This is a genomic window from Thioclava sp. GXIMD4216 (assembly GCF_037949285.1).
Lineage (GTDB): Bacteria > Pseudomonadota > Alphaproteobacteria > Rhodobacterales > Rhodobacteraceae > Thioclava > Thioclava litoralis.
The window spans coordinates 123,043-144,928 of the sequence record NZ_CP149926.1; the positions used below are offsets into that span (position 1 = coordinate 123,043).

The window sequence follows — 21,886 nt, forward strand, 5'->3', positions numbered from 1 at the left end:
GTTACCCTCCCTGACGGGGTGCAAGAATTTCCAGACGGTCGCCGTCGCGCAGGGCATGGCCCGTGCGGGCGGCCGAGGCCACGAAGACCTCGTTGACGGCGGTGGCCACACGGGCCTCGCCATAGCCCAGAACAACCAGCGCCTCGGCCAGTGTCGTGGCCTCGGCCTCGGCGGGGATTCCGTTGACGATCAGGCGCATGGGGCCTCCTGTAGCAGGGGTTCAGACAGCAAAAGTTCCGAGTTTTGCCCGTCCAGCAGATAATCGGCGGCGGTCATCGCCAGCGCGGGTGACATCAGATAGCCATGACGGAACAGCCCGTTGACAAAAACGCGGTCCGCGCCGACCACCACGCGCGGAATGTTATCGGCAAATCCGGGGCGGGCATTGGCCCCAAGCTCCAGCACCTCGGCCTCGGCAAAGGCCGGATGCAGCGCGAAGGCGGCATTGAGCAGCTCGACCGTCGAGCGCAGGGTCGATGGTCCGCGGCTGTCGCCTTCCAGCTGTGACGCCCCCAGCATGAAGATCCCGTTGCCCCGTGGCACGATATACAGCGGATAGCGCGGATGCAGCAGCCGCACGGGGCGCGACAGCCCGATCTGCGGGCAGCGCAGCACCACCATTTCCCCGCGCACCCCGCGCAGGGCGGGCAAGTGGTCGCGCGCCTCCAGCCCGCGACAATCGACAAGCCGTCCCTGATGCGGCGCGTCGGGCATGATCTCGACGCCCTTGTCCGCAAGCCCCTCGCGCAGGACGGCCAGCGCCACGCGCGGTTCGATATGGGCCTCGGTCCCGAAGAACAGGCCCCGTTCGTGGCGGTCGGCCAGATCGGGTTCCAGCGCGGCAATGCCCGCCGCATCCAGCCAGCAATGGCCATCGGTGCGGCGCGCAAAACGGTCCAGCTCGCGCCGGTCGCGCGCCAGCGTCACCACCAGAGTGCCCCGATGGGTCACCGGCACCCCTGCCTTGGCCCACCAGTCGGCCGCGCGCAGGCCGTGGCGCACCACGATCTCGTCGCTGATCTCGCTTTCGCAATGGGGTGCCAGCATCCCCCCTGCCCACCAGCTACAGCCATGCGGTCCGGGGGCGCCATGCGGGTCGATGATCTGCACCCGTGCCCCGCGCGCGGTCAGCTCCTGCGCGGTGGTCAGCCCGGCCACGCCCGCGCCCAGAATGGTGAAATCGATGCTCATGCCAGAGCCTCCATCGGCCAGATTTCGTGGAAATGATGCACCGGCCCGTGGCCCTGCCCGATCTGCAACCCCTGAGCGGCACGGATCGCGCCCTGCAGCCAGCCATGCGCGCGCGCCACCGCCTGCGGCAGCGGCTGCCCCAGTGCCAGCCCCGCCGCCACGGCCGAGGCCAGCGAACAGCCTGTGCCATGCGTGTGGCGCGTGGCGCAGCGGGGCGCGGTGAAATAAGAGACCTGCTCGGCCAGAAGAAGATCGGTGCAGACAGGCCCCGTCGCATGCCCGCCCTTCAGAAGCACCGCCTTCGGGCCAAGCGCCCGCAGCGCGCGGGCCTGCGCCTCATCGGCCTCCTGCGCCTCGGGCAGACCCAGAAGACAGGCGGCCTCGGGCAGGTTCGGGGTCAGCAGGCTTGCCAGCGGCAGCAGGTCGGATATCAGCGCCGCCACGGCCTCTTTGGCCAGCAGCGCATCACCGGATTTGGCAATCATCACGGGGTCCAGCACCACAGGCCCTGCAAATCCCGCGATCTCTTCGGCCACCACCCGCACCAGCTCGGCCGAGCCCAGCATGCCGATCTTGATCGCATCGGCCCCGATATCGTCCAGGCAGGCGCGGATCTGGGCGCGCAGCATAGAGGGCGACATCAGCACCACATCCGTCACCCCGCGCGTGTTCTGCGCGGTCACGGCGGTGACGGCGCTCATGGCATAGACCCCCAGCGCCGAAGCCGCCTTGAGATCGGCCTGAAGCCCCGCGCCACCGCCCGAATCCGATCCTGCGATACTGAGAAGTTTCGCGACCATATCCCTTCCTCCAATTTCCCGGCATCTCGGCACGGGCGGAAAAAGGGGATGCAGAAAGGCTGCACCCATCGCTTTGGTTCCGTTCCCTACGCCGATACAAGCCGGATCAGGTTCGATGGGTTGGCGTGACGCCTCTCAGCCCCTCATAGGGGCACCCCAACGGATTTGCGCCAAGCTAGACCTCGCGGCGCAGCGATACAAGAGGTCTTTCAATCGGCCTGCCGCAAGATCCGCGCGGGCCGCACCCGCAGGGGCCGGATCACAAACATCAGATCCGCCAGCAGCGCCGCCGCCATGCCGGTAAACAGGATGACAAGCGCCGGTGTCCACGCCATGTGATAGCCCAGCTCCATCACCTGCGTAAGCACCGCCCAGCCCGCCAGCGCCCCCGCCCCGACAGCCACCAGCCCCGCCACACCGCCAAGGATCAGCGCGCGCAGCAGGAACGCCAGCAGAATACGGCCACGGCTGGCGCCTAGCGTTTTCAACAGCGCCGCCTCCCATGCGCGGCGGGCCTCGCCTGCCGCAGAGGCCCCGATCAGCACGATCACCCCCGTCACCAGCGTCACGCTGGCCGCAAGCGAGGTGGCGCGGGCAATCGCCTGCAACGCCTCGGTCAGGCGGCCAATGGCTTCGCGCACGGGCACGGCGGTGACATTGGGGAAGGCCCGCGCCAGATGCCGCAGGATCTCAGGTTCGGCGGTTTCGGGGGCGTAGAGTGTGGCCAGATGGGTATGCGGCGCGCCCGCCAGAGCCGCAGGGTTGAAGGTGATCACAAAGCCGATCCCCGCCGTCGAGAAATCGACATCGCGCAGCGAGGTTATCGGCGCGGTGATGTCGCGGCCAAGGATATTGACGGTCAGCCTGTCGCCCAGCTTCAGCCCAAGCTCCTGCGCCTCCTTTGCGGCAAAGCTGATCTGCGGCGGGCCTTGATCATCGGGGGCCCAGAACTGGCCGGCCACGATTTTCTCGCGCGGGGTGGCGGCATAGGTCACGCCACGGTCACCGCGCAAGACCCAGTGGTCGGGGCGGCCCTCGCGGGCAGGTTTGCCGTTGATCCGGGTGATCACACCGCGCAGCATGGGCGTGGTCTCGACGCGCTCGACCTGCGGATCGGCCTGCATCTGCGCGGTGAAAGGCGCAAGCTGGTCGGGTTGGATGTCCAGCAGGAAAAAGGCCGGTGCCTGTTTTGGCAGGTCGGTCGCAATCGCATTGCGCAGCCCCGCATCCACCTGCCCGATGGCCGACAGGACCGAAAGCCCCAGACCCAGCGACAGCACCACCGGCAGCGCCTCGGAGTTAGGGCCGGAAATTCCCGCCAGCGCCACCCGCAGCGCAGGCGCACCCCGCACGATCCGCTGCACGCGGGCCGCCAGACGTTTCGTCAGCCAGCCCGTCAGCGCCAGCAAAGCCAGCGCCCCTGCCACCCCGCCCAAGGCCCCGAGCGTCAGCCACGGCAGGCCCGACAGCGCCATCGACGCCCCCACCAGCACCGCCGCCAGAAGCGCGATCAGCGCCAGCATCCCTAAGGGCGGCAGCCCCCGCGCCCGTGCGCGGTAAAGCCGCGCCACCCGCGTCTGTGACAGGCGCGCAAGCGGCCAGAGCGAGAAGATCGCCGTGACCAGCGCGCCATACATCGCGGCCTCGGCCATCGGGCCTGCGCTCAGGCGCAGATCCACGGGGATCGGCATGACCCGCCCGATCAGCCCGCCAGAGCCCAGCACCAGAAGGCAAGCCAGCCCCAGCCCCGCCGCAATTCCTGCCACGCCGAGCACGATCAGTTGCCAGTAAAACACCCAGCGGATGGTGCGCCCCGAGGCCCCGATGGCCCGCAGGGTCGCCACGGTCGCGGCCTTTCGGTCCAGCCAGCTTGCCACCGAGGACGAAATCCCCACGCCGCCCACCGTCAGCCCCGCAAGCCCCACCAGAACGAGGAAACTCCCCAGCCGCGTCACAAAACGGTCCGCCGCCGGAGAGGCCCGCCTGCGGTCGCTCCAGCGCAGACCGGCCTCTTTGAAACGGGTCTGCGCCTCGGTTTTGAGGGTCTCGAGGTCGGTGCCCGCAGGCAGGGCCAGACGGTATTCGCTTTCATATAACGCGCCGGGGTCCAGCAGGCGCGAGCCCTCCAGCGCCTTGGTGGCCACGATCACCGGCGGGCCAAGCGTGATGCCCGCCCCTGTTTCGTCGGGCGCACGGGCAAGCCGCGCCAGCATGCGGAACGTGACGCCGCCAATCTCGACGGGATCGCCCGCTTTCAGCCCCATGCGATCCGCCAGAACGGGGTCGACCAGCGCACCATAGACGCCATCGACAGGGGTCATCAGATCTGCCAGCGGCATCTGTGGGGCGGTCTCTACCGCACCATAAAGCGGATAGGCAGTATCGACGCCCTTCACCTGAACAAGCGCGGTCTGCAGGGTCTCGCCTTCGCCGTGACGCAGCATGGAGCGGAAATCGATGACCTCGGAGACCCGCGCCGCCCGCGCGTCAATCCATGCGCGTTCGTCCGCTGTGGCGCGGCGATAGGTGAATTCCAGCTGGGCATCGCCGCCCAGAAGCACCGCGCCCTGTTCCTGTAAAGCCTGCTGGATGGCATGGCGCACCAGCCCCACCGAGGCAATCGCCGCCACCCCCAGCATCAGGCACAGGAAGAACACCCGAAAGCCGCGCAACCCGCTGCGCAATTCGCGCCGCGCGATGGACCATGACACGCTCATGCGAGGCTGTCCGAAAGAATGGCCCCATCGCGCAGCCCCACCACACGGTCGCAGCGGGCGGCAAGATCGGCGGCATGGGTCACCAGAACAAGCGTCGCGCCATAATGGTCGCGCAGCCCGAACAGCAGATCCATGATCTGCACGCCGGTCCTGGCATCAAGGTTGCCGGTGGGTTCGTCGGCCAGCAGGATCTCGGGGCGCGGGGCCAGCGCACGGGCCAGTGCCACACGCTGCTGCTCGCCGCCAGACAGCTCTGTCGGGTGATGGTGCATCCGGTGGGCAAGCCCCACCGCCTCCAGCTCGGCCTTGGCGCGGGCAAAAGCATCGCGCGCGCCCGCAATCTCCAGCGGCAGGGCCACGTTTTCCAGCGCGGTCATCGTGGGCAGCAGGTGGAAATTCTGGAACACCACCCCCATGTGATGGCGACGAAACCGCGCCAGCGCGTCTTCCTGCATCGCGCCCAGATCCTGCCCCAGCGCCTGCACCTGCCCCGATGTGGCGCGCTCGAGCCCGCCCATCACCATCAAAAGCGAGGATTTGCCAGACCCCGAAGGCCCCGTCAGACCAAGGCTCTGCCCGCGCTGGACGTCCAGCGTAATTCCGTTCAGGATCGGGACAAGGCCTGCATTTCCCTCCAGCTTCAGCTCCACTTCTTTCATGGAAAGCACTGTATCCGCCATGTCCATCCTGTCGAAATTCCTTTGCCTACCGCCCCATAAGACACGGGGTCTACAGAGCTTTGCACTTCACAAACGCGGCATCCGGGCGGGTTTTGCCCTGCTGCTGGCACTGGCCCCGCTACAGGGCCATGCCGCCGAAAAGACGCTGCTGGCCTTCGGGGACAGCCTGACCCAAGGCTACGGGCTGCCCGATGGCCAGGGCCTTGTGCCGCAGTTGCAGGCATGGCTGAACGCGCATGGTGCGGATGTCACGATCATCAATGGCGGGGTATCGGGCGATACCACGGCAGGCGGGCGGGCACGTATCGACTGGTCGCTGACGCCCGATGTGGATGCGGTGATGGTGGCGCTTGGCGGCAATGACATCCTGCGCGGGCTGGCGCCTGCTCAGGCAAAGGCCAATCTGGATGCCATCCTCAAGGCCGTGACCGACAAGGATCTGCCAGTGCTTCTGGCCGGTGTCCCCGTGCCGGGCAATTACGGGACCAGCTACCAGACCGAGTTCCGCGCGATCTATCCCGATCTGGCGGCAGAATACGATGCGGTGCTGGTGCCCGACCTGCTGGCACCTCTGGCGGCAGCCCAGCAGGATGACACCAAGCGCGCCGACTATCTCCAGCCCGACGGCCTCCACCCCTCCGCCAAGGGTGTGGCACTGGTGGTCGAGGCGCTGGGGCCGCAGGTTCTGGATCTTCTCGATCAGGTCGAGTAGCGCGATCAGGCCGAGTAGCGTGGGCCGCCCTGTTTGCGGCGGTCCATGAGATACAACGCCGCCGCCGCCAGAATGGCCAGAGCCGCCCCCAGCAGCGCCACCACCCCATAGCCTACCAGCGCCGCACCAAGGGCAAAGACCGTGGCGCTGGTGACGTCGCCTATGAGCTTTTGCAGCGCCAGAAGCGAGGCCCCCGCACCGGGCCGCGCAGACAGAAGTTCCTGTAGATATGCCATCGGCTGGGTCAGGATGAACGCGCCCCCCAGCGCCCCGAACACCGGCAGGACCCACAAGGCCGGACTGGATGCCAGCACCGGAATGCAGGCCAGATGCACGGAATAGAGCAACGTTCCGATCAGGATGAGCGTGACCCGCGACATCCGCATGGAGACTGCCGGCACCATCAGCATCAGGGGCACTTCCAGCCCTGCGGTGATCGCCGCATAAATCGCCACATCCCCCGCCCCCCGTCCGGGCACCTGCGCAAAGACCAGACCGATCAGCACAAGATAGAGCACAACGCCGCCATTGATCGCGCCCAAAGCCAGCACCCGCACCAGAATACGCCAATCCGCCATTTCCGTCAGCGACTGGCGGAAGCTCAGCCCCGATTTCGGGTCGGGCCAGCGCGTCGCGCCGTCGCGGGGCCAGAACAGAAGCGTCAGCACCAGAACCGAGGTCGCAAGGCAGAAACAGACCGGATAGATCGCCATCAGGTCGACCCCCGCGCCGAAGGCCAGCGACCAGACCGGCAGCACCGCAAGCCACGGCACGGCAAAAAGCGCCCGCAGGCTGGACTGGATCGCCTCGCGTTCACGCTTGGGATGGACCGAGGCCGCCAACCGGCCCAACGCAAAAAGCTGCCCGAACAGCGTCGAGGCCAGCGGCACGAAAACCGCATGGGCCAGCACAAAGGTGACAGGGCTGGGATGGAGCGTCACCAGCCCCGAACCGATTGTCAGAAACACCGAAGAGAGCAAGGCGATGGTGCGCCGGTTGGCCCGCTGGTCTGCAATAATGCCAAAGCCCACCGAGGTGGTGACCGCAATCACCGAGGCCGCGATAAGGATGCGGGAATAGGCCCCGTCGCTGAGCCCGAAAATGGTCACCGCGATGGTGGAAGCCTGCGGCAGAAGCGAGGCCACATGCGCGCCAAACAGCACCATCAGCGCCGAGGTCAGCAGCAATGCGGGATCTTTCACCAGCGGCTTATACGCGGCCAAGGCAGACATCGGGACCTTCCTTTCGCAAGATCCCCACATGCCCTTTCGCGCAGGGCGCTGCAATCCCTATCACGGCTTCGGGGCCGCACAGGCCGCTCTGCGCGGCTTCGGCACAGGCAGCACCGCCCCCTGATGCCGGACCGAGACCCGAAGGGGCCGTCAGGCCTCGGGGACCGTCTTGCCCGGATTGAGGATATTCTTGGGGTCCAGCGCCGCCTTGATCGCGCGCATCGTGCGCAGCGCAACGGGGTCTTTGTATTTCGCCATCGACCCCAGCTTGGACAGCCCGACGCCATGTTCCGCCGAGAAGCTGCCCCCCATCACCACCGCCTCGCGAGAGATCGCATCACGGATCGGGGCCACAAAGCCCTTATCCGACGGGTAGACGGTATAATGCAGGTTGCCATCGCCCAGATGCCCGATCGCCATCATCCGCGCCTTTGGGTCCAGTCGCGCCACTTCGGCATTCATCCGGTTGAGCCACGGCTCGATCAGATCCAGCGGCAGCGACACATCGGTATCGACCAGCGGATCCTCGTTCAGGGACACTTCGGCTGCGGATTCGCGCATATGCCACAGATAGTTACGCTGTGCATCAGAGGAGGCCACGACCGCATCCAGAATATCCCCCGCCTCCAGCGGGGCCTCAAGAAGATCCTCCAGCCGCGATTGCGGGGTGTCTCCGGGCACCGTCGTGGCGATTTCCAGCAGGATATTCACCGGCGCAGGGGTGATCGGGCAGGTCCAGTCGGGTTTGTATTTCGCCATCCGGTCGAAAAAGAGATCGGGCAGATATTCATAGGCCTCGACCGCCCCGCCCGTACCCGCCTGCACACGGTTGAGAAGCGAGAGCGCCTGCGCAAAGCCCGGCAATGCCAGCAGCGCCGTGGCCCGCGCGGTGGGGGCCGGCACCAGATGCAGCATGGCGGCGGTAATCACCCCCAGCGTGCCTTCCGCCCCGATCATCAGATCGCGCAGGTCATAGCCGGTATTGTCCTTATGCAGCGCGGTCATCAGGTTCATCACCGCGCCATCGGCCATCACCACCTCAAGCCCCAGACACAGCGCCCGCGCATTGCCATAGCGCACCACATTCGAGCCGCCCGCATTGGTCGACAGGAAGCCCCCGACCATCGCCGACCCCTTGGCCCCGAAGCTGAGCGGAAACATCAGACCGGCCTCGGCCACATGGTCATGGATCGTCTGCAAGATGACCCCCGCCTCCACCGCAATGGTACGGGCCGCAGGGTTGAAATCGCGGATGCGGTTCATCCGCGCCAACGAGATCATCAGCCGCCCCTCGGCCTCGTGCCCGCCATTCAGCCCCGTCCCGCCAGAGACCGGCACGACCGGCGTGCCGCTTTCCGAGGCCAGCCGCAGAATGCCCGAGACCTCTTCGGTTGTGGCAGGACGTAGCACGGCCAGCGGCTGCCAGTGGTAATGGCCCGTAAATTCCTCACCGAAACCTGCCATATCCGCGCCGGTCAGCACATGGTCATGCCCCAGCAAATCCCGCAGGCGATCAAGCAGCATGTCAGTCCCCATCCAACAAGCGGGGGCCCGAACGGCACCCGACACAGGTCATATCCCTATTGTATACAGAACGGCGCCGTTACCGTCGCCTTGCGGCAAAACCTACCCGCGCTTCCAGTCAAAAAACCCTTTTGGCGCCTGATCCAGCAGAGCACGGGCCACGTCAATCCCCAACTCGCCCGCATCGGACAGGCTGGCACGCCCCTCGGCGCGCAGACATTCGGACCCGTCGGGACGCAGGATCTCGCCGCGCATCCAGATTTCGTCGCCCTCGATCAGCGCAAGCCCTGCAATCGGGGTCTCGCAAGAACCGTCCAGCGTGGCCAGAAACGCGCGTTCGACAGTCAGCCGCTGCTCGGTCGGAATGTCATGGATGGGCGACAACAACTGCGCCGCGCGCGCGTCATCCACACGACGTTCGATCCCGATGGCACCTTGCGCCACAGCTGGCAGCATATCTTCGGGGGCAATCGCCCCTGCGGCCAGTTCCGTCATGCCAAGGCGGTTGAGCCCCGCCATCGCAAGAAAAGTGGCCTCGGCCACACCATCGGCCAGCTTCTGGCGCCGCGTCTGCACATTGCCACGGAATTCCACCAGTTTCAGGTCGGGACGGCGAGACAGAAGCTGCGCACGGCGGCGCAGGCTGGAGGTGCCCACCACGGCCCCTTCGGGCAGATCATGGATCGTCGTCGCCTTCAGCGATACAAAGGCGTCGCGCACATCCTCGCGCGGCAGATAGGTATCAAGGACCAGACCCTCGGGCTGGACCGTCGGCATATCCTTCATCGAGTGGATCGCGATATCAATCCGCCCGTCCAGCATCGCCTCTTCGATCTCTTTGGTGAACAGTCCCTTATTGCCGATTTCCTTGAGCGGCTTGTCCGAGGCGATCATCGCACGGTCATCGCCGGTGGTCTTGATAACGACCACCTCGAAGGCGGCTTCGGGCAGATCATGCGCCGCCATCAGGCGGGCACGGGTTTCATGGGCCTGCGCAAGCGCCAGAGGGCTGCCGCGGGTGCCAAGCTTCAGGGGCTGATCGGGTGTGGGCATCTGTGTCATAGCCATAGCCTTAGCCTTGCGCGCGGCCCCATGCAAGAAGCCCTGTCGGCCATTGTGGTGCGGGAAAGCTTGACAGCACGGGCCCCGCCTTGTTCTAGAGAGACCAACCCAAGGAGAGTACCCAGATGGCCGACAAAACGATCCTGCGCGCCCTACGCGGCGAACGCCTGCCCACGCCCCCGATCTGGATGATGCGGCAAGCCGGACGTTACCTGCCGGAATATCGCGCCACGCGGGCCAAGGCGGGCGACTTCCTGTCGCTGTGCTACAACCCCGAACTGGCCGCCGAGGTCACGCTGCAGCCGATCCGCCGCTACGGCTTTGATGCAGCGATCCTGTTCGCCGATATTCTTCTTCTGCCGCAAGCCCTTGGGGCGGATCTGTGGTTTGTCACGGGCGAAGGCCCGCGGCTGTCCACCATCACCTCGGCAGAGGGGCTGCGCGGGCTGAAGACCCGTGACGACATCCACGAGGTGCTTTCTCCGGTCTACGAGACGGTGCGGATTCTGTCCGAAAGCCTGCCGGAAGAGACCACGCTGATCGGCTTTGCCGGTGCGCCCTGGACGGTGGCGACCTATATGGTGGCCGGTCGTGGCACGCCCGACCAAGGCCCCGCGCATAAGCTGAAAGACGAAGATCGCGCGACATTCAGCGCCTTGATCGACCTGCTGAGCGATGCGACCATCGAATATCTTTCGAAACAGGTGGAAGCCGGTGCCGAGGTCGTGAAACTCTTCGATAGCTGGGCCGGCTCGCTGAAAGGGCAGGATTTCGAGGATTTCGCCGTCAAGCCGGCCGCCCGTATCACCAAGGAAATGAAGGCCCGCTTCCCCGGTCTGCCGGTGATCGCCTTCCCGCGCGAGGCGGGCGATGGCTATATCGGCTTCCACCAGAAAACCGGCGCGGATTGTGTGGCCATCGACAATTCGGTGACCCCCGAATGGGCCGCCGAGCATGTGCAGGTGTCGGGCTGTGTGCAGGGCAATCTGGCCTCGCGACATATGGTCACAGGCGGGCAGGCACTGGTCGAGGAGACCCGCCGCGTGGTCGAGGCCTTCCGCAAGGGGCCGCATATCTTCAACCTCGGTCACGGGATCACCCCCGATGCCGATCCCGAGAATGTGGCACTGATGATCGAGACGGTGCGCAATATGTAACAGAGGCGGGGGAACCTTTCGGGGCTTCGGGCGTCATACTCCTGAATTAGGAAACAGGAGATTTCGATGAAACTCGTGAAACTGACCCCCGCTCTTGCTGTTCTCGCCCTGCTGGCGGCCTGCGGCCATAACGCGACCGAGCGGGCCGCAACCGGCGGCCTTGGCGGCGCGCTTGTGGCAGGGCCTGCAGGGGCTGTGGTTGGCGGCACGGTCGGTGCGGCAACCGCCCACTGATCACCCATCCGCCGATCCGGCCCGAAGGCCGAGCGTCCCAACGGGGGCCAAAGCCGGACGCCCGCGACAAATGCCCGAAACCGAAAAACCCGCAACCATCCGGCTGCGGGTTTTTGGCTATTCCAACGGTGTGCCGGAGAACGGCGCGGGCGTTACCGGCGACGGTCGCGGCGCGAGCTCATCGGCTGGAAGGCAACGCCGACATGCGCCTCGCAATAGGGTTTGCCCGATTGGGTCGGCAGGCCGCAGAACCAGAAATCATCCGTAGCAGGATCCCCGATCGGCCATTTGCAGGTGCGCTCGGTCAGCTCCATCAGGGTGAGCTTCTTGGCGTGTTTCTCGATCTCGCCCACACGGGCCAGTGCCTCGGGGCTGATCTCGTTGGCCGAAGGCTGCGGCGGCAGCGGCTGGCCTGCGGGAATGATCTGACGGCGCATGGGCGCCGGTGCGGCCTCGGCCACTTCTGTCGTCTCGACAGGCTCGGGCTTGGCAGCGGCGGGTTTCGGCGCAGGAGCCGGACGCACGGCCGCACTGGCGGGCGCGGCTTTCGGCTCTGCACGCGGCGCAGCGGGCGCGGGTTTGGGCTCGACCACGGGCTTGGCCTCGGCCGCAGGCTTGGGCGCTGCGGCGGGCGCTGCGGCCTCGGCGGTGGTTGCGGCCTCGGCGGTGGTTGCGGTCCGGTTGGACAGACCCAGACGGTGCACTTTGCCGATGACGGCATTACGGGTCACCCCACCCAGTTCCTTTGCGATCTGGCTGGCAGACTGGCCCTCGGACCACATCTTTTTCAGAATTTCGACGCGTTCATCGGTCCAGGACATGGGTTTCCTTTCACTGTTCCGGTCCGGACGGGCCCATAGCTTCCCACGGGATTTCCGGCTCCGGAATATCAAGAGCTATGGATTTACCCCGCCATGCCCTGCTTTTCAAGATGTCTGAGCACGAGAAGCTGTGTTCTTGTGCAGAGTTCGGACGCACTGTGCCTTAGTTGCCCGATTGCGTTGCGCCCACTAGGTAGAGAGGCACAGACCACGCGCTCTGGCGGCCCCGAGCTCCGCCGGAACCGGACCAAGCGGGAAACGGGACGACTGATGGACAGACACGCAAATCGCGAGATGGGAATACGGCGCTTTGGCCGGGTGAACTGGCTGGGCCTCTATAGCCTTGGCTGGCGCGAGAACCGCCGTTTTCTGGCCGTATGGCAACAGACCGTGCTGGCGCCACTGATTACCGCAGGGCTGTTTCTGGTGGTCTTCGCGCTGGCCTTCGGCAAAGGGCGTGCCGATATGATGGGCGTGCCGTTTCTGGAATTCCTCGCCCCCGGCATTCTGATGATGACCGTGATCCAGAACGCCTTTGCCAATACCTCGTCTTCCATCGTGGTCGCCAAGGTGCAGGGCAATATCATCGATACGCTGATGCCCCCACTGGCCCCGTGGGAGCTGTTGATGGGTTATCTGGCCGGAGCCATCGGGCGATCGCTTCTGGTGGCGGTCGTGATTGCGGCGGGGCTGTTTGTGACCATCGGACAGGGCATCGCCCATCCGCTCTGGGCGCTGGCCTTCGTGATCCTGGGCGCGATGCTGATGGGCGGTCTGGGGATGCTGGCTGCCATCATGGCCAATAAATTCGACCAGATGGCGGCCTTCACCAATTTCGTGATCACACCGCTGTCCTTCCTGTCGGGCACTTTCTATTCGGTCGAGGCCCTGCCCCCGTTCTTTCAGGCGCTCTCGCATTGGAATCCGGTCTTTTTCCTGATCGACGGGGCCCGCTACGGCTTTATCGGCACGTCGGATGCCTCGCCGGTGCAGGGGCTGGGAGTGATCGCGCTGTGGCTCGTGATCGTTCTGGGCTTGGCTTGGTACTGGTTCCGCATCGGTTTCCGTCTGAAAGCCTGAGGGGCGCGCGCCTTCGGGCCAGCGCGGCAGAAAGCGTGCGAATCCGATTTACAACATACGGGCCGGCGGCTAAGGAATGCAGCATGATTACGGGCTTTGACCATATTTCGCCTATCCGACGTCGCTAATGCGCGCCGATCCGCCCTGCGGCGGGTGATCAGACGTGGCCAATTGCCACATCCCTTCCTAAAACAGCATCAGTCCGGCCCGAGACATTGACACCCTGCGGGGTTCGTCGCACCAAATGGGCCTTCCCTTATGGAGTTCATGCCATGATACCGTCCGTCCTGCCCACCTATAACCGCGCACCGCTGGCCTTCACCCGCGGGTCGGGAAGCTGGCTCGAGACGGAGGATGGCAGCCGATATCTTGATATGGGGGCCGGTATCGCGGTGAATGTGCTGGGCCATGCCGCCCCCGAACTGGTCGAGGCGCTGACCGATCAGGCGCAGAAGCTGTGGCATGTGTCGAACCTCTACCAGATCCCGCTGCAGCAGAAGCTGGCGGATATGCTGGTCGAGAACACCTTTGCCGATACGGTTTTCTTCACCAATTCGGGCACCGAGGCCGCCGAGCTTGCCATCAAGATGGCGCGGAAATACTGGTATTCGAAAGGCGTGGACCGGACCGAGATCATCACCTTCGATGGCGCCTTCCACGGCCGCTCGACCGGTGCGATTTCGGCTGTGCCCCATGCCGAGAAGATGGTGAAGGGCTTTGGCCCGCTGCTGCCCGGTTTCCACCAGATCGCCTGGGGCGATATGGATCTTCTGAAATCCACCATCACCGACAAGACCGCCGCCATCTGGATCGAGCCCGTGCAGGGTGAAGGCGGTATCCGCCCGCTGCCCGAGGCCGATATGAAGGCGCTGCGCGCTTTGTGTGACGAGACCGGCATCCTCTTGATCTTTGACGAGGTGCAATGCGGTGTCGCCCGTACCGGCAAGCTCTTCGCGCATGAATGGTCGGGGGTGACGCCGGACATCATGATGATGGCCAAGGGCATTGGCGGCGGCTTCCCGCTGGGCGGCGTGCTGGCCACCGAAGAGGCGGCATCGGGCATGGTTGCGGGCACGCATGGCTCCACCTATGGCGGCAACCCGCTGGGCTGTGCGATCGGCGCGAAAGTCATCGAGATCGTCAATGATCCGGCCTTCCTTGAGGCCGTGAACGCCAAGGCGGGCTTTATGCGGCAGAAGCTGGAAGGCCTTGTGGCCACCCATCCCGACGTCTTCGAGGAGGTGCGCGGAATGGGGCTGATGCTGGGCCTGAAATGCAAGGTGCCCTGCGGTGATGTGGTGCAGGCGGCCTATGCGCAGCACCTGCTGACCGTGCCCGCAGGCGATAACGTCCTGCGCCTGCTGCCCGCGCTGAACATTTCCGAAGAGGATCTGGCCGAGGCGGTGAACCGCCTTGATAAAGCCGCCCAGAGCCTTGAAGTCCAGAGCCTTGAGGCCAAGGCAAACTGACCCGAAAGCCCGAACCTTTCGGGAGACAGAAAGCAAGACCGATGAACCATTTCCTTGATATCCATACCACCTCGCAGGCCGACCTACGGGCCATGATCGATCAGGCGCGCGCCATGAAGGATGCGCGCAAGGGCCAGCCCAAAGGCACCCCCGATGCGGAAAAACCGCTGGACGGTCATATGGTTGCGCTGATCTTCGAGAAGCCCTCGACCCGTACCCGCGTCAGCTTTGATGTGGGCGTGCGCCAGATGGGCGGGCAGACGATGGTGCTGTCGGGGTCCGATATGCAGCTTGGTCACGGCGAGACGATTGCCGATACCGCCCGTGTGCTGTCGCGCTATGTCGACCTGATCATGATCCGCACCTTCGAGGAAGAGACCCTTCTGGAGATGGCGGAATATGCCAGCGTTCCGGTGATCAACGGTCTGACCAACCGCACCCACCCCTGCCAGATCATGGCCGATATCATGACCTTCGAGGAACATCGCGGCCCGATCAAGGGCAAGAAAGTGGTCTGGTCGGGCGATGGCAACAATGTCTGCGCCTCTTTCATGCATGCGGCAGGGCAGTTCGGCTTCGATTTCACCTTTACCGGCCCGCAGCCCCTCGACCCCGAGCGCGAATGGATCGATTTCGCGCGCAATATGGGCGTGAAATGCGAGATCGAGCGCGATCCGGTGAAGGCCGTTGAGGGGGCCGATCTGATTGTCACCGATACTTGGGTGTCGATGCATGACCCCGAATCGGCCAAGGAGCGTCGCCATAACCAGCTGCGCCCCTATCAGGTCAACGCCGAGCTGATGAAACACGCCAATCCCGATGCGCTCTTCATGCATTGCCTGCCCGCGCATCGCAATGACGAAGCCACCAGCGAGATCATGGATGGCCCGAACTCGGTGATCTTTGACGAGGCCGAGAACCGCCTGCATGCGCAAAAGGCCGTGATGCGTTACTGCTTGGGCAAATAAACCGGCATTCGGGCAAATGACTTGCAGCATGCCCCCTTGAGGGAGTATCTGCACCTGAAAAGGGCGGGCCTTGGCTCGCCCTTCGCCTTAGCCACCTTATGCATGGGAAGCGACATGAGCCAGAACCCTCCGAACCTGCGCCCCGACCTTGCGCCCCGCATCCGTGTGGACGAACCCGTCCGCGAGGGTCAGCCGAAGATCGGCATGGTCAGCCTTGGCTGCCCCAAGGCTCTGGTGGATAGCGAACGCATCCTGACCCGCCTGCGCGCCGAAGGCTATGCGATCAGCCCCGACTATACGGGCGCCGAAGCGGTGATCGTGAATACCTGCGGCTTTTTGGACAGCGCCAAGGCCGAAAGCCTTGAGGCGATTGGCGAGGCACTGAAGGAAAACGGCAAGGTGATTGTCACCGGCTGTCTGGGGGCCGAGCCCGACTATATCACCGGCGTGCATCCCAAGGTGCTGGCGGTGACCGGCCCGCAGCAATTCGAGCAGGTTCTGGATGCCGTGCATGGTGCTGTGCCGCCCGCGCCCGACCCCTTTGTGGACCTGCTGCCGGCACAGGGCGTGAAACTGACGCCGCGCCATTACAGCTATCTGAAAATCTCGGAAGGCTGTAACCACAAGTGTAAGTTCTGCATCATCCCCGATATGCGGGGCAAGCTGGCCTCGCGTCCGGCGCATGCGATCCTGCGCGAGACCGAGAAGCTCTTGGAAGCCGGTGTGCGCGAGATCCTGATGATCTCTCAGGACACCTCGGCCTATGGTCTGGACCGCAAGCATGACCTGAGCCCTTGGAAGGGCGGCGAGGTGCGCGCCCATATCACCGATCTGACCCGCGAGATGGGCAAGATGGTGAAAGAGGCCGAAGCGTGGCTGCGGCTGCATTATGTCTACCCCTATCCGCATGTGCGCGACCTGATCCCGCTGATGGCGGAAGGTCTGGCCCTGCCCTATCTGGATATCCCCTTCCAGCATGCGCATCCCGATGTGCTCAAACGCATGGCGCGGCCCGCGGCTTCGGCCAAGACGCTGGATGAGATCGCCGCTTGGCGGGCGGATTGCCCCGAGATCGTCCTGCGTTCGACCTTCATCGTGGGCTATCCCGGTGAGACGGAAGAAGAGTTCCAATATCTGCTGGACTGGATGGATGAGGCGCAACTCGACCGTGTCGGCTGCTTCCAGTATGAAAACGTGGATGGGGCGCGCTCGAACGACCTGCCCGACCATGTGGACCCCGAGGTCAAACAGGACCGCTGGAACCGCTTCATGGAGAAGGCGCAGGAGATCTCCGAGGCCAAGCTTCAGGCCAAGGTCGGCACGCTGCAACATGTGATCGTGGATGAGATCGACGAGGAAGGCGCCACCTGCCGCACCCGCGCCGATGCACCGGAAATCGACGGCAACCTGTTCATCGACGAGGGTTTCGAAACCCTCAGCGTGGGCGATATGGTCACTGTCGAGGTGGATGAAGCCTCGGATTACGACCTCTGGGGGCGGCTGGTTTAAAGCTGCCCTTCGGTGTCGATATGCACCGTTGCTCCGCAATGTTTGCAATGCACGGCATCGGCATCATGCAGGCTTAGCCCGCAGGTCTTGCATTCGTAACGCACCTTGGTGGGCCGGAACAGCACCTGTGCCAGCCGCAAGAACAGCGTCACGCCAAAGATCATGATCGCCACGGAAATCATCCGCCCCCATTCGCCCTTGGGGGTGATATCGCCAAATCCGGTCGTGGTCAGCGTGGTGACGGTAAAATAGAGCGCGTCGGCGTAATTGTTGATCTGGTCGTTCACGCCTTCCTGCGTGACATAGATCAGCCCCGTCATTACGAACAGGAACACCGCCAGATTGATCGCCGCCAGAAGCACATCCTGATGCTTGCGGAAAAACGGCCAGTCCTGACGCAGGCGGGATAGCGTCTGATAGGCATGCAGCAAGCGCAGCGTCCGCAAGACCCGCAGAAAGCCCAGCCCCTCGCCTGCCAGCGGCAGGAGAAACGAAACCATCGCGATAAGGTCGGCCAAGGTGGCAGGCTGGAACCAGAACCGGAACCGGCGCGACACGATCAGCAGACGCGCCAGAAAATCGGCCACGATCGCCAGACCGATCACCGCATCAATCACCGTAATCACCACATCATGCGGAACAAACGACGTGACCACGACAAACACGACCGTCACGATATCAAATGCCAGAAGCCCGTAGCGAAAACGATGCGCGCGGTCGGTCTCGCCCTCGTAAAGGGCGCGCAGGAACTCGATCATGGTCATTGGCCTATCGGTTGGGACATATCCTTTGATATGCCACAGGCCACGGGAATTTAAAGCATTTTTGCCTTTGGCCCCAAGCCTTCTGTCAAGGCGGGCCGGAAGGTCACGAATTTCCGTCGGAGTCTTGCGCCGCAGCGGGCGCTGGCTGGTCTTGCTGTGCCACAGGGATGTCCTCGGCAAACTTCAGCGTCTTCAGATCGGTTGTCACGAATTCCATCCCATTCGCGCGCAAAATCTCGGCGATTTTAGCATTGCGCGCCGCATCCTGTGCCACAGACATGGACGCGCCAAAAGTCACGCCCGAAAGGGCCAAACAGAGGGAGAGGACTATTCGTTTCATAGCGTAATCTTTTTAAACATGGATCCAAGGTGAACCAATCGGTTCGATCCGTCATGAAATTGATATATTCTGCGCAGCAGCGAAAAGAAACAAAAGCTTGCTTAGAAGATATGTGCGGCGCAGCACAGACTTTCTGCGCGCCTCCATATTTGGGCCATTTAACTGGCAAGGGCGTGTGAAAACCGCGTATTTCTTCATCTTAGAAAAAACTGGCCCGCTTGCGGCGGGCCAGCCTGTGATCAACGGAGATCGCAGAGATTATTTGTTGATATATTTAGCGGTGATCATCCCGTCATTGCCGCTACCAATGTGATCCAGCAGCATTTTATCAAGCTGGGCATCGGTATAGTCGGCGGGGTTCACGCCAAGCTGGGCCGCAATCTGGGCTTTGCCAGGCGTGACGACACCTTTGGCACCGGGCACCGCACGATCTTCATGTTTCACGACGAAAGCCACAGCTTCTATGTTGTCATTGCGCAGCGAGGTGCTGACTTTCTCGAGCTCGGCCGTGGTATAGTTGCCCGGATTCAGGCCAAGCTGTGCGGCCAGTTGTGCCGTACCCGGATTGACGTCGGCCGTATGTTCCACCGCCCGATCCTCATGGTTGATATAGTACCGCGCCGTCGAGACATCCCCGTCGCGCAGGGCGGTGTTGATCTGGCGGGCTTCCGCATCGCTATATTGCGTCACGTCGACACCATTGCGTGCCAGCATCGGGTAGTTCAGCGGCGCAGCGGCGGCAACAGTTGCAGAAGCGGTCAGACCAAGGATTGCGGCGGCGGCAAATTTCGTAAGTTTCATTTCATTTCTCCAGTTTTCCTAGAGATCTCGGTCGGTAGCTGAGCCAGCCGGGGTCTCGTTCGTTGTATGAAACAAATATGTAGGTTTATGATCCGAATAAAAGGCGGTTAGTTAGCATGCTAATGTGTGTAAATGCACATTGACAGATATAAGCAAGCTTACTAACTCAATGCGCTTGCCCTCTTTTATAAAGAGCCGATTCCGACTAGAAGGGGCGCCAATCCTGCCTCGAAACAAAGGGAATTCGCATGGCGTCCTACCAATTCGTCTACCATATGGATGGTGTCTCGAAGACCTATCCCGGTGGCAAGAAATGCTTTGAAAACATCCGTCTCAACTTCCTGCCCGGCGTGAAAATCGGGGTTGTCGGCGTGAACGGCGCCGGTAAATCCACGCTTTTGAAGATCATGGCGGGCATGGATAAGGACTTCCAGGGCGAGGCCTGGGCCGCCAAAGGTGCCAAGGTCGGCTATCTCGCGCAGGAGCCCGAACTCGACGACACCAAGACCGTGCGCGAGAACGTGATGGAAGGCGTCGCCGCCAAAACCGCCAAGCTCGAGCGCTATAACGAGCTGGCGATGAACTATTCCGACGAGACCGCCGATGAAATGGCGCGCCTGCAAGACGAGATCGACGCCGAGAACCTGTGGGATATCGACAGTCAGGTGGATATCGCGCTGGAAGCCCTGCGCTGCCCGCCCGATGATGCCAATGTGGCCACCCTCTCGGGCGGCGAGCGCCGCCGTGTCGCGCTGTGCAAGCTGCTGCTTGAAGCGCCCGACATGCTGCTTCTGGACGAACCGACCAACCACCTTGATGCCGAAACCATCGCTTGGCTGCAAAAGCACCTGATCGAATACAAAGGCACCATCCTTTGTGTGACCCACGACCGTTACTTCCTTGACGATATCACCTCGTGGATCCTCGAACTGGAGCGCGGTCGCGGTATTCCGTGGGAAGGCAACTATTCCAGCTGGCTGGAACAGAAAGCCAAGCGCATGGAGCAGGAAGCCCGCGAGGACAAGGCCAAGCAGAAGGTCCTTGAGAAAGAACTCGAATGGATCCGCGCCGGTGCCAAGGCCCGTCAGGCCAAATCCAAGGCGCGTATCGCCGCCTATGAGAAGATGGCCGATGAGGGCGTCAAGGACCGTGTGGGCAAGGCGCAGATCGTCATCCCGAACGGCCCGCGTCTGGGCGGCAAGGTCTTCGAGGTCGAGGGCCTGAACAAAGCCATGGGCGACAAGCTTCTGATCGAGAACCTGTCCTTCTCGCTGCCGCCGGGCGGCATCATGGGCGTCATCGGTCCGAACGGCGCGGGGAAATCCACGCTGATCAAGATGCTGACCGGCAACGAGACCCCCGATGCGGGCACGATCAAGGTCGGTGAGACGGTGAAACTGTCCTATGTCGACCAGTCGCGAGACGCGCTCGACCCCAACAAGAACGTCTGGGAAGAGATCTCGGAAGGCGCAGAGATGATCGTGCTGGGCGACGCGCAGATCGCATCCCGCGCCTATTGCGGGGCCTTCAACTTCAAGGGCGCCGACCAGCAGAAGAAAGTGGGCCTCCTCTCGGGTGGGGAACGCAACCGCGTCCACATGGCCAAGCTCTTGAAATCGGGCGGCAACGTGCTGCTCCTCGACGAACCGACCAACGACCTTGACGTGGAAACGCTGCAGGCGCTGGAAGCGGCCATTGAGGATTTCGCGGGTTCGGCTGTCATCATCTCGCACGACCGCTTCTTCCTTGACCGCCTGTGCACGCATATCCTTGCCTTCGAGGGCGAGGGCCATGTCGAATTCTTCGAGGGCAATTTCGAGGATTACGAACAGGACAAGATCCGCCGCCTCGGCCCCGATGCCGTCGAGCCCAAGCGCGTGAAATACAAGAAGTTCACCCGCTAAGCTTTACGGGTTTTACGAACCATGCCACAAACCTCCGCATTGATTTGCGGAGGTTTTTTTAAAATGCGCTTCAGTAACTGAACTTAATGCAAAAAATCATGGATTTCGGCACCAAAAAGTGTGAGAGATAAGGCCAAACACATACCAGTTACTTCAAAATAAAAGTACACCTTGGCAGTTTTTAAATCTTGCTTCTGAGCTTTACGCGCATTTTGGACATTAGTCCTTCGCGTCTTTGCGCTCTGAAAACTCGGGGCGACGAAAGGTGGCGAAGACGAAATGTACTTTGGCCAATTTTCGACACTCAACGCTCGAAGTGCTTTAGCTGAAACAAGAGGATTCGGCGTTTCGCGAAGCAGCTCCCTATGTCGAACGACCTCCCTCTTAACCGAAGTAATTTCATCGGTGATTTCGTGCCTTTGGCGCTCAATCATCGTTTTAAGGGCCAAATCTGATGCGATTGTCGCCTCTAAATCTGCCAGCACGGCTCTACTTACTCTATCCGCCGCATTACCTTCACTTTTCGTGCGCTTGAGCGAAAAGAAGAGCCAAGTATAAAAAGTTAGTAATGCGCCCTCAAATTGCGCCCGATCAGGATCGTCTGATACTGCCACTGACCAGAAGAACGAACCAAACCAGACAAACCAGACCGCAAGTAGCAACGTATTGATACTGTTACTTTTCCAACTACGCGTTTTTCCCAAAACTAGCAAAACCAGACGGTCCTTCATTAAATAATTTCATGTGAGCATTTTACATCGAAGTAACGAAGCGTTCGATGCTAAACAGATTATTATATGTGACGGGTTCGACGCTAGAAAACTTCATCACCACAGTTGGATTTCACGCGAAAAGCGCAAACGCCGAATAACCCATCCGCTCTGGACGCAGCCCTTCTGATTTGCGATAAGCCCGCCAACA

General features: G+C 62.7%; 21 protein-coding genes and 1 riboswitch. Of the genes, 8 read left to right on the forward strand and 13 right to left on the reverse strand.

All coding sequences use genetic code 11. The features are described 5' to 3' along the window. Position 1: 1 nt before the first annotated feature. The 5 genes from thiS to WDB88_RS00640 form a co-directional block, all read right to left on the reverse strand. Positions 2–199 carry a sulfur carrier protein ThiS gene (gene thiS, locus WDB88_RS00620; RefSeq protein ID WP_339108293.1) on the reverse strand — a complete coding sequence of 66 codons (198 nt, stop codon included), beginning with the start codon at positions 197–199 and terminating at the stop codon, positions 2–4. Further along, positions 190–1,191, reverse strand: a complete 1,002-nt coding sequence (locus WDB88_RS00625; protein ID WP_339108294.1) for an FAD-dependent oxidoreductase — start codon at positions 1,189–1,191, stop codon at positions 190–192. Before WDB88_RS00625 ends, thiS begins: the two co-directional genes overlap by 10 nt. Further along, positions 1,188–1,991, reverse strand: a complete 804-nt coding sequence (gene thiD / locus WDB88_RS00630; protein WP_339108295.1) for a bifunctional hydroxymethylpyrimidine kinase/phosphomethylpyrimidine kinase — start codon at positions 1,989–1,991, stop codon at positions 1,188–1,190. Before thiD ends, WDB88_RS00625 begins: the two co-directional genes overlap by 4 nt. A gap of 66 nt (positions 1,992–2,057) precedes the next feature. Continuing rightward, a riboswitch (TPP riboswitch) is annotated at positions 2,058–2,160 on the reverse strand. 40 nt (positions 2,161–2,200) lie between these two features. After that, positions 2,201–4,708: an FtsX-like permease family protein gene (locus WDB88_RS00635; RefSeq protein WP_339108296.1), complete on the reverse strand. Its 2,508-nt coding sequence runs from the start codon at positions 4,706–4,708 to the stop codon at positions 2,201–2,203. Next, a complete protein-coding gene (locus WDB88_RS00640; RefSeq protein ID WP_339108297.1) occupies positions 4,705–5,388 on the reverse strand; it encodes an ABC transporter ATP-binding protein in 684 nt (227 codons plus the stop codon). Before WDB88_RS00640 ends, WDB88_RS00635 begins: the two co-directional genes overlap by 4 nt. Between WDB88_RS00640 and WDB88_RS00645 the strand changes: the two genes are divergently transcribed. Then, entirely contained in the window at positions 5,387–6,100 is a 714-nt protein-coding gene (locus WDB88_RS00645) for an arylesterase (protein ID WP_339108298.1), read from the forward strand. The two genes, WDB88_RS00640 and WDB88_RS00645, sit on opposite strands and share 2 nt — an antisense overlap. Before the next feature lie 5 nt (positions 6,101–6,105). On the opposite strand, the gene WDB88_RS00650 is transcribed toward WDB88_RS00645, so the two are convergent. The 3 genes from WDB88_RS00650 to hemC all read right to left on the reverse strand — a co-directional run bounded on the left by WDB88_RS00650 (position 6,106) and on the right by hemC (position 9,918). Then, positions 6,106–7,332, reverse strand: a complete 1,227-nt coding sequence (locus tag WDB88_RS00650; protein ID WP_339108299.1) for a hypothetical protein — start codon at positions 7,330–7,332, stop codon at positions 6,106–6,108. 150 nt (positions 7,333–7,482) lie between these two features. Further along, positions 7,483–8,856 carry an FAD-binding oxidoreductase gene (locus WDB88_RS00655; RefSeq protein ID WP_339108300.1) on the reverse strand — a complete coding sequence of 458 codons (1,374 nt, stop codon included), beginning with the start codon at positions 8,854–8,856 and terminating at the stop codon, positions 7,483–7,485. A 102-nt stretch (positions 8,857–8,958) separates the two neighbouring features. Next, the gene (gene hemC / locus WDB88_RS00660) at positions 8,959–9,918 is read right to left on the reverse strand and encodes a hydroxymethylbilane synthase (RefSeq protein WP_339108301.1); all 960 of its coding nucleotides are present in this window, start codon (positions 9,916–9,918) and stop codon (positions 8,959–8,961) included. A gap of 125 nt (positions 9,919–10,043) precedes the next feature. On the opposite strand from hemC, the gene hemE reads away from it, so the two are divergent. Continuing rightward, positions 10,044–11,075: a uroporphyrinogen decarboxylase gene (gene hemE, locus WDB88_RS00665; protein WP_339108302.1), complete on the forward strand. Its 1,032-nt coding sequence runs from the start codon at positions 10,044–10,046 to the stop codon at positions 11,073–11,075. Positions 11,076–11,141: 66 nt separating this feature from the next. Further along, entirely contained in the window at positions 11,142–11,309 is a 168-nt protein-coding gene (locus WDB88_RS00670; RefSeq protein WP_339108303.1) for a hypothetical protein, read from the forward strand. Between the two features lie 152 nt (positions 11,310–11,461). On the opposite strand, the gene WDB88_RS00675 is transcribed toward WDB88_RS00670, so the two are convergent. Continuing rightward, a complete protein-coding gene (locus WDB88_RS00675) occupies positions 11,462–12,130 on the reverse strand; it encodes a GcrA family cell cycle regulator (RefSeq protein WP_339108304.1) in 669 nt (222 codons plus the stop codon). Positions 12,131–12,400: 270 nt separating this feature from the next. On the opposite strand from WDB88_RS00675, the gene WDB88_RS00680 reads away from it, so the two are divergent. The 4 genes from WDB88_RS00680 to rimO all read left to right on the forward strand — a co-directional run bounded on the left by WDB88_RS00680 (position 12,401) and on the right by rimO (position 17,156). Continuing rightward, the gene (locus WDB88_RS00680; protein ID WP_339108305.1) at positions 12,401–13,210 is read left to right on the forward strand and encodes an ABC transporter permease; all 810 of its coding nucleotides are present in this window, start codon (positions 12,401–12,403) and stop codon (positions 13,208–13,210) included. Positions 13,211–13,482: 272 nt separating this feature from the next. Beyond that, positions 13,483–14,679 carry an aspartate aminotransferase family protein gene (locus WDB88_RS00685; protein ID WP_339108306.1) on the forward strand — a complete coding sequence of 399 codons (1,197 nt, stop codon included), beginning with the start codon at positions 13,483–13,485 and terminating at the stop codon, positions 14,677–14,679. Positions 14,680–14,720: 41 nt separating this feature from the next. Further along, positions 14,721–15,647, forward strand: a complete 927-nt coding sequence (argF, locus tag WDB88_RS00690) for an ornithine carbamoyltransferase (protein WP_339108307.1) — start codon at positions 14,721–14,723, stop codon at positions 15,645–15,647. A gap of 114 nt (positions 15,648–15,761) precedes the next feature. Next, complete coding sequence (gene rimO / locus WDB88_RS00695; RefSeq protein ID WP_339108308.1) at positions 15,762–17,156, forward strand: 30S ribosomal protein S12 methylthiotransferase RimO; 1,395 nt, start codon at positions 15,762–15,764, stop codon at positions 17,154–17,156. Here rimO and WDB88_RS00700 read toward each other — a convergent pair. The 3 genes from WDB88_RS00700 to WDB88_RS00710 all read right to left on the reverse strand — a co-directional run bounded on the left by WDB88_RS00700 (position 17,153) and on the right by WDB88_RS00710 (position 19,061). After that, positions 17,153–17,914, reverse strand: coding sequence for a potassium channel family protein (locus WDB88_RS00700; protein ID WP_339109444.1), 762 nt, complete (start codon positions 17,912–17,914; stop codon positions 17,153–17,155). The two genes, rimO and WDB88_RS00700, sit on opposite strands and share 4 nt — an antisense overlap. Before the next feature lie 109 nt (positions 17,915–18,023). Then, entirely contained in the window at positions 18,024–18,260 is a 237-nt protein-coding gene (locus WDB88_RS00705; RefSeq protein ID WP_339108309.1) for a hypothetical protein, read from the reverse strand. A 258-nt stretch (positions 18,261–18,518) separates the two neighbouring features. Then, a complete protein-coding gene (locus WDB88_RS00710; RefSeq protein ID WP_339108310.1) occupies positions 18,519–19,061 on the reverse strand; it encodes a hypothetical protein in 543 nt (180 codons plus the stop codon). 248 nt (positions 19,062–19,309) lie between these two features. Here WDB88_RS00710 and ettA point away from each other — a divergent pair, with 248 nt between their 5' ends. Beyond that, positions 19,310–20,965: an energy-dependent translational throttle protein EttA gene (ettA, locus tag WDB88_RS00715; protein WP_339108311.1), complete on the forward strand. Its 1,656-nt coding sequence runs from the start codon at positions 19,310–19,312 to the stop codon at positions 20,963–20,965. A gap of 83 nt (positions 20,966–21,048) precedes the next feature. Here the strand turns inward: ettA and WDB88_RS00720 are convergent, their stop codons facing one another. Next, positions 21,049–21,696: a hypothetical protein gene (locus tag WDB88_RS00720; protein WP_339108312.1), complete on the reverse strand. Its 648-nt coding sequence runs from the start codon at positions 21,694–21,696 to the stop codon at positions 21,049–21,051. Positions 21,697–21,886: the final 190 nt, after the last annotated feature.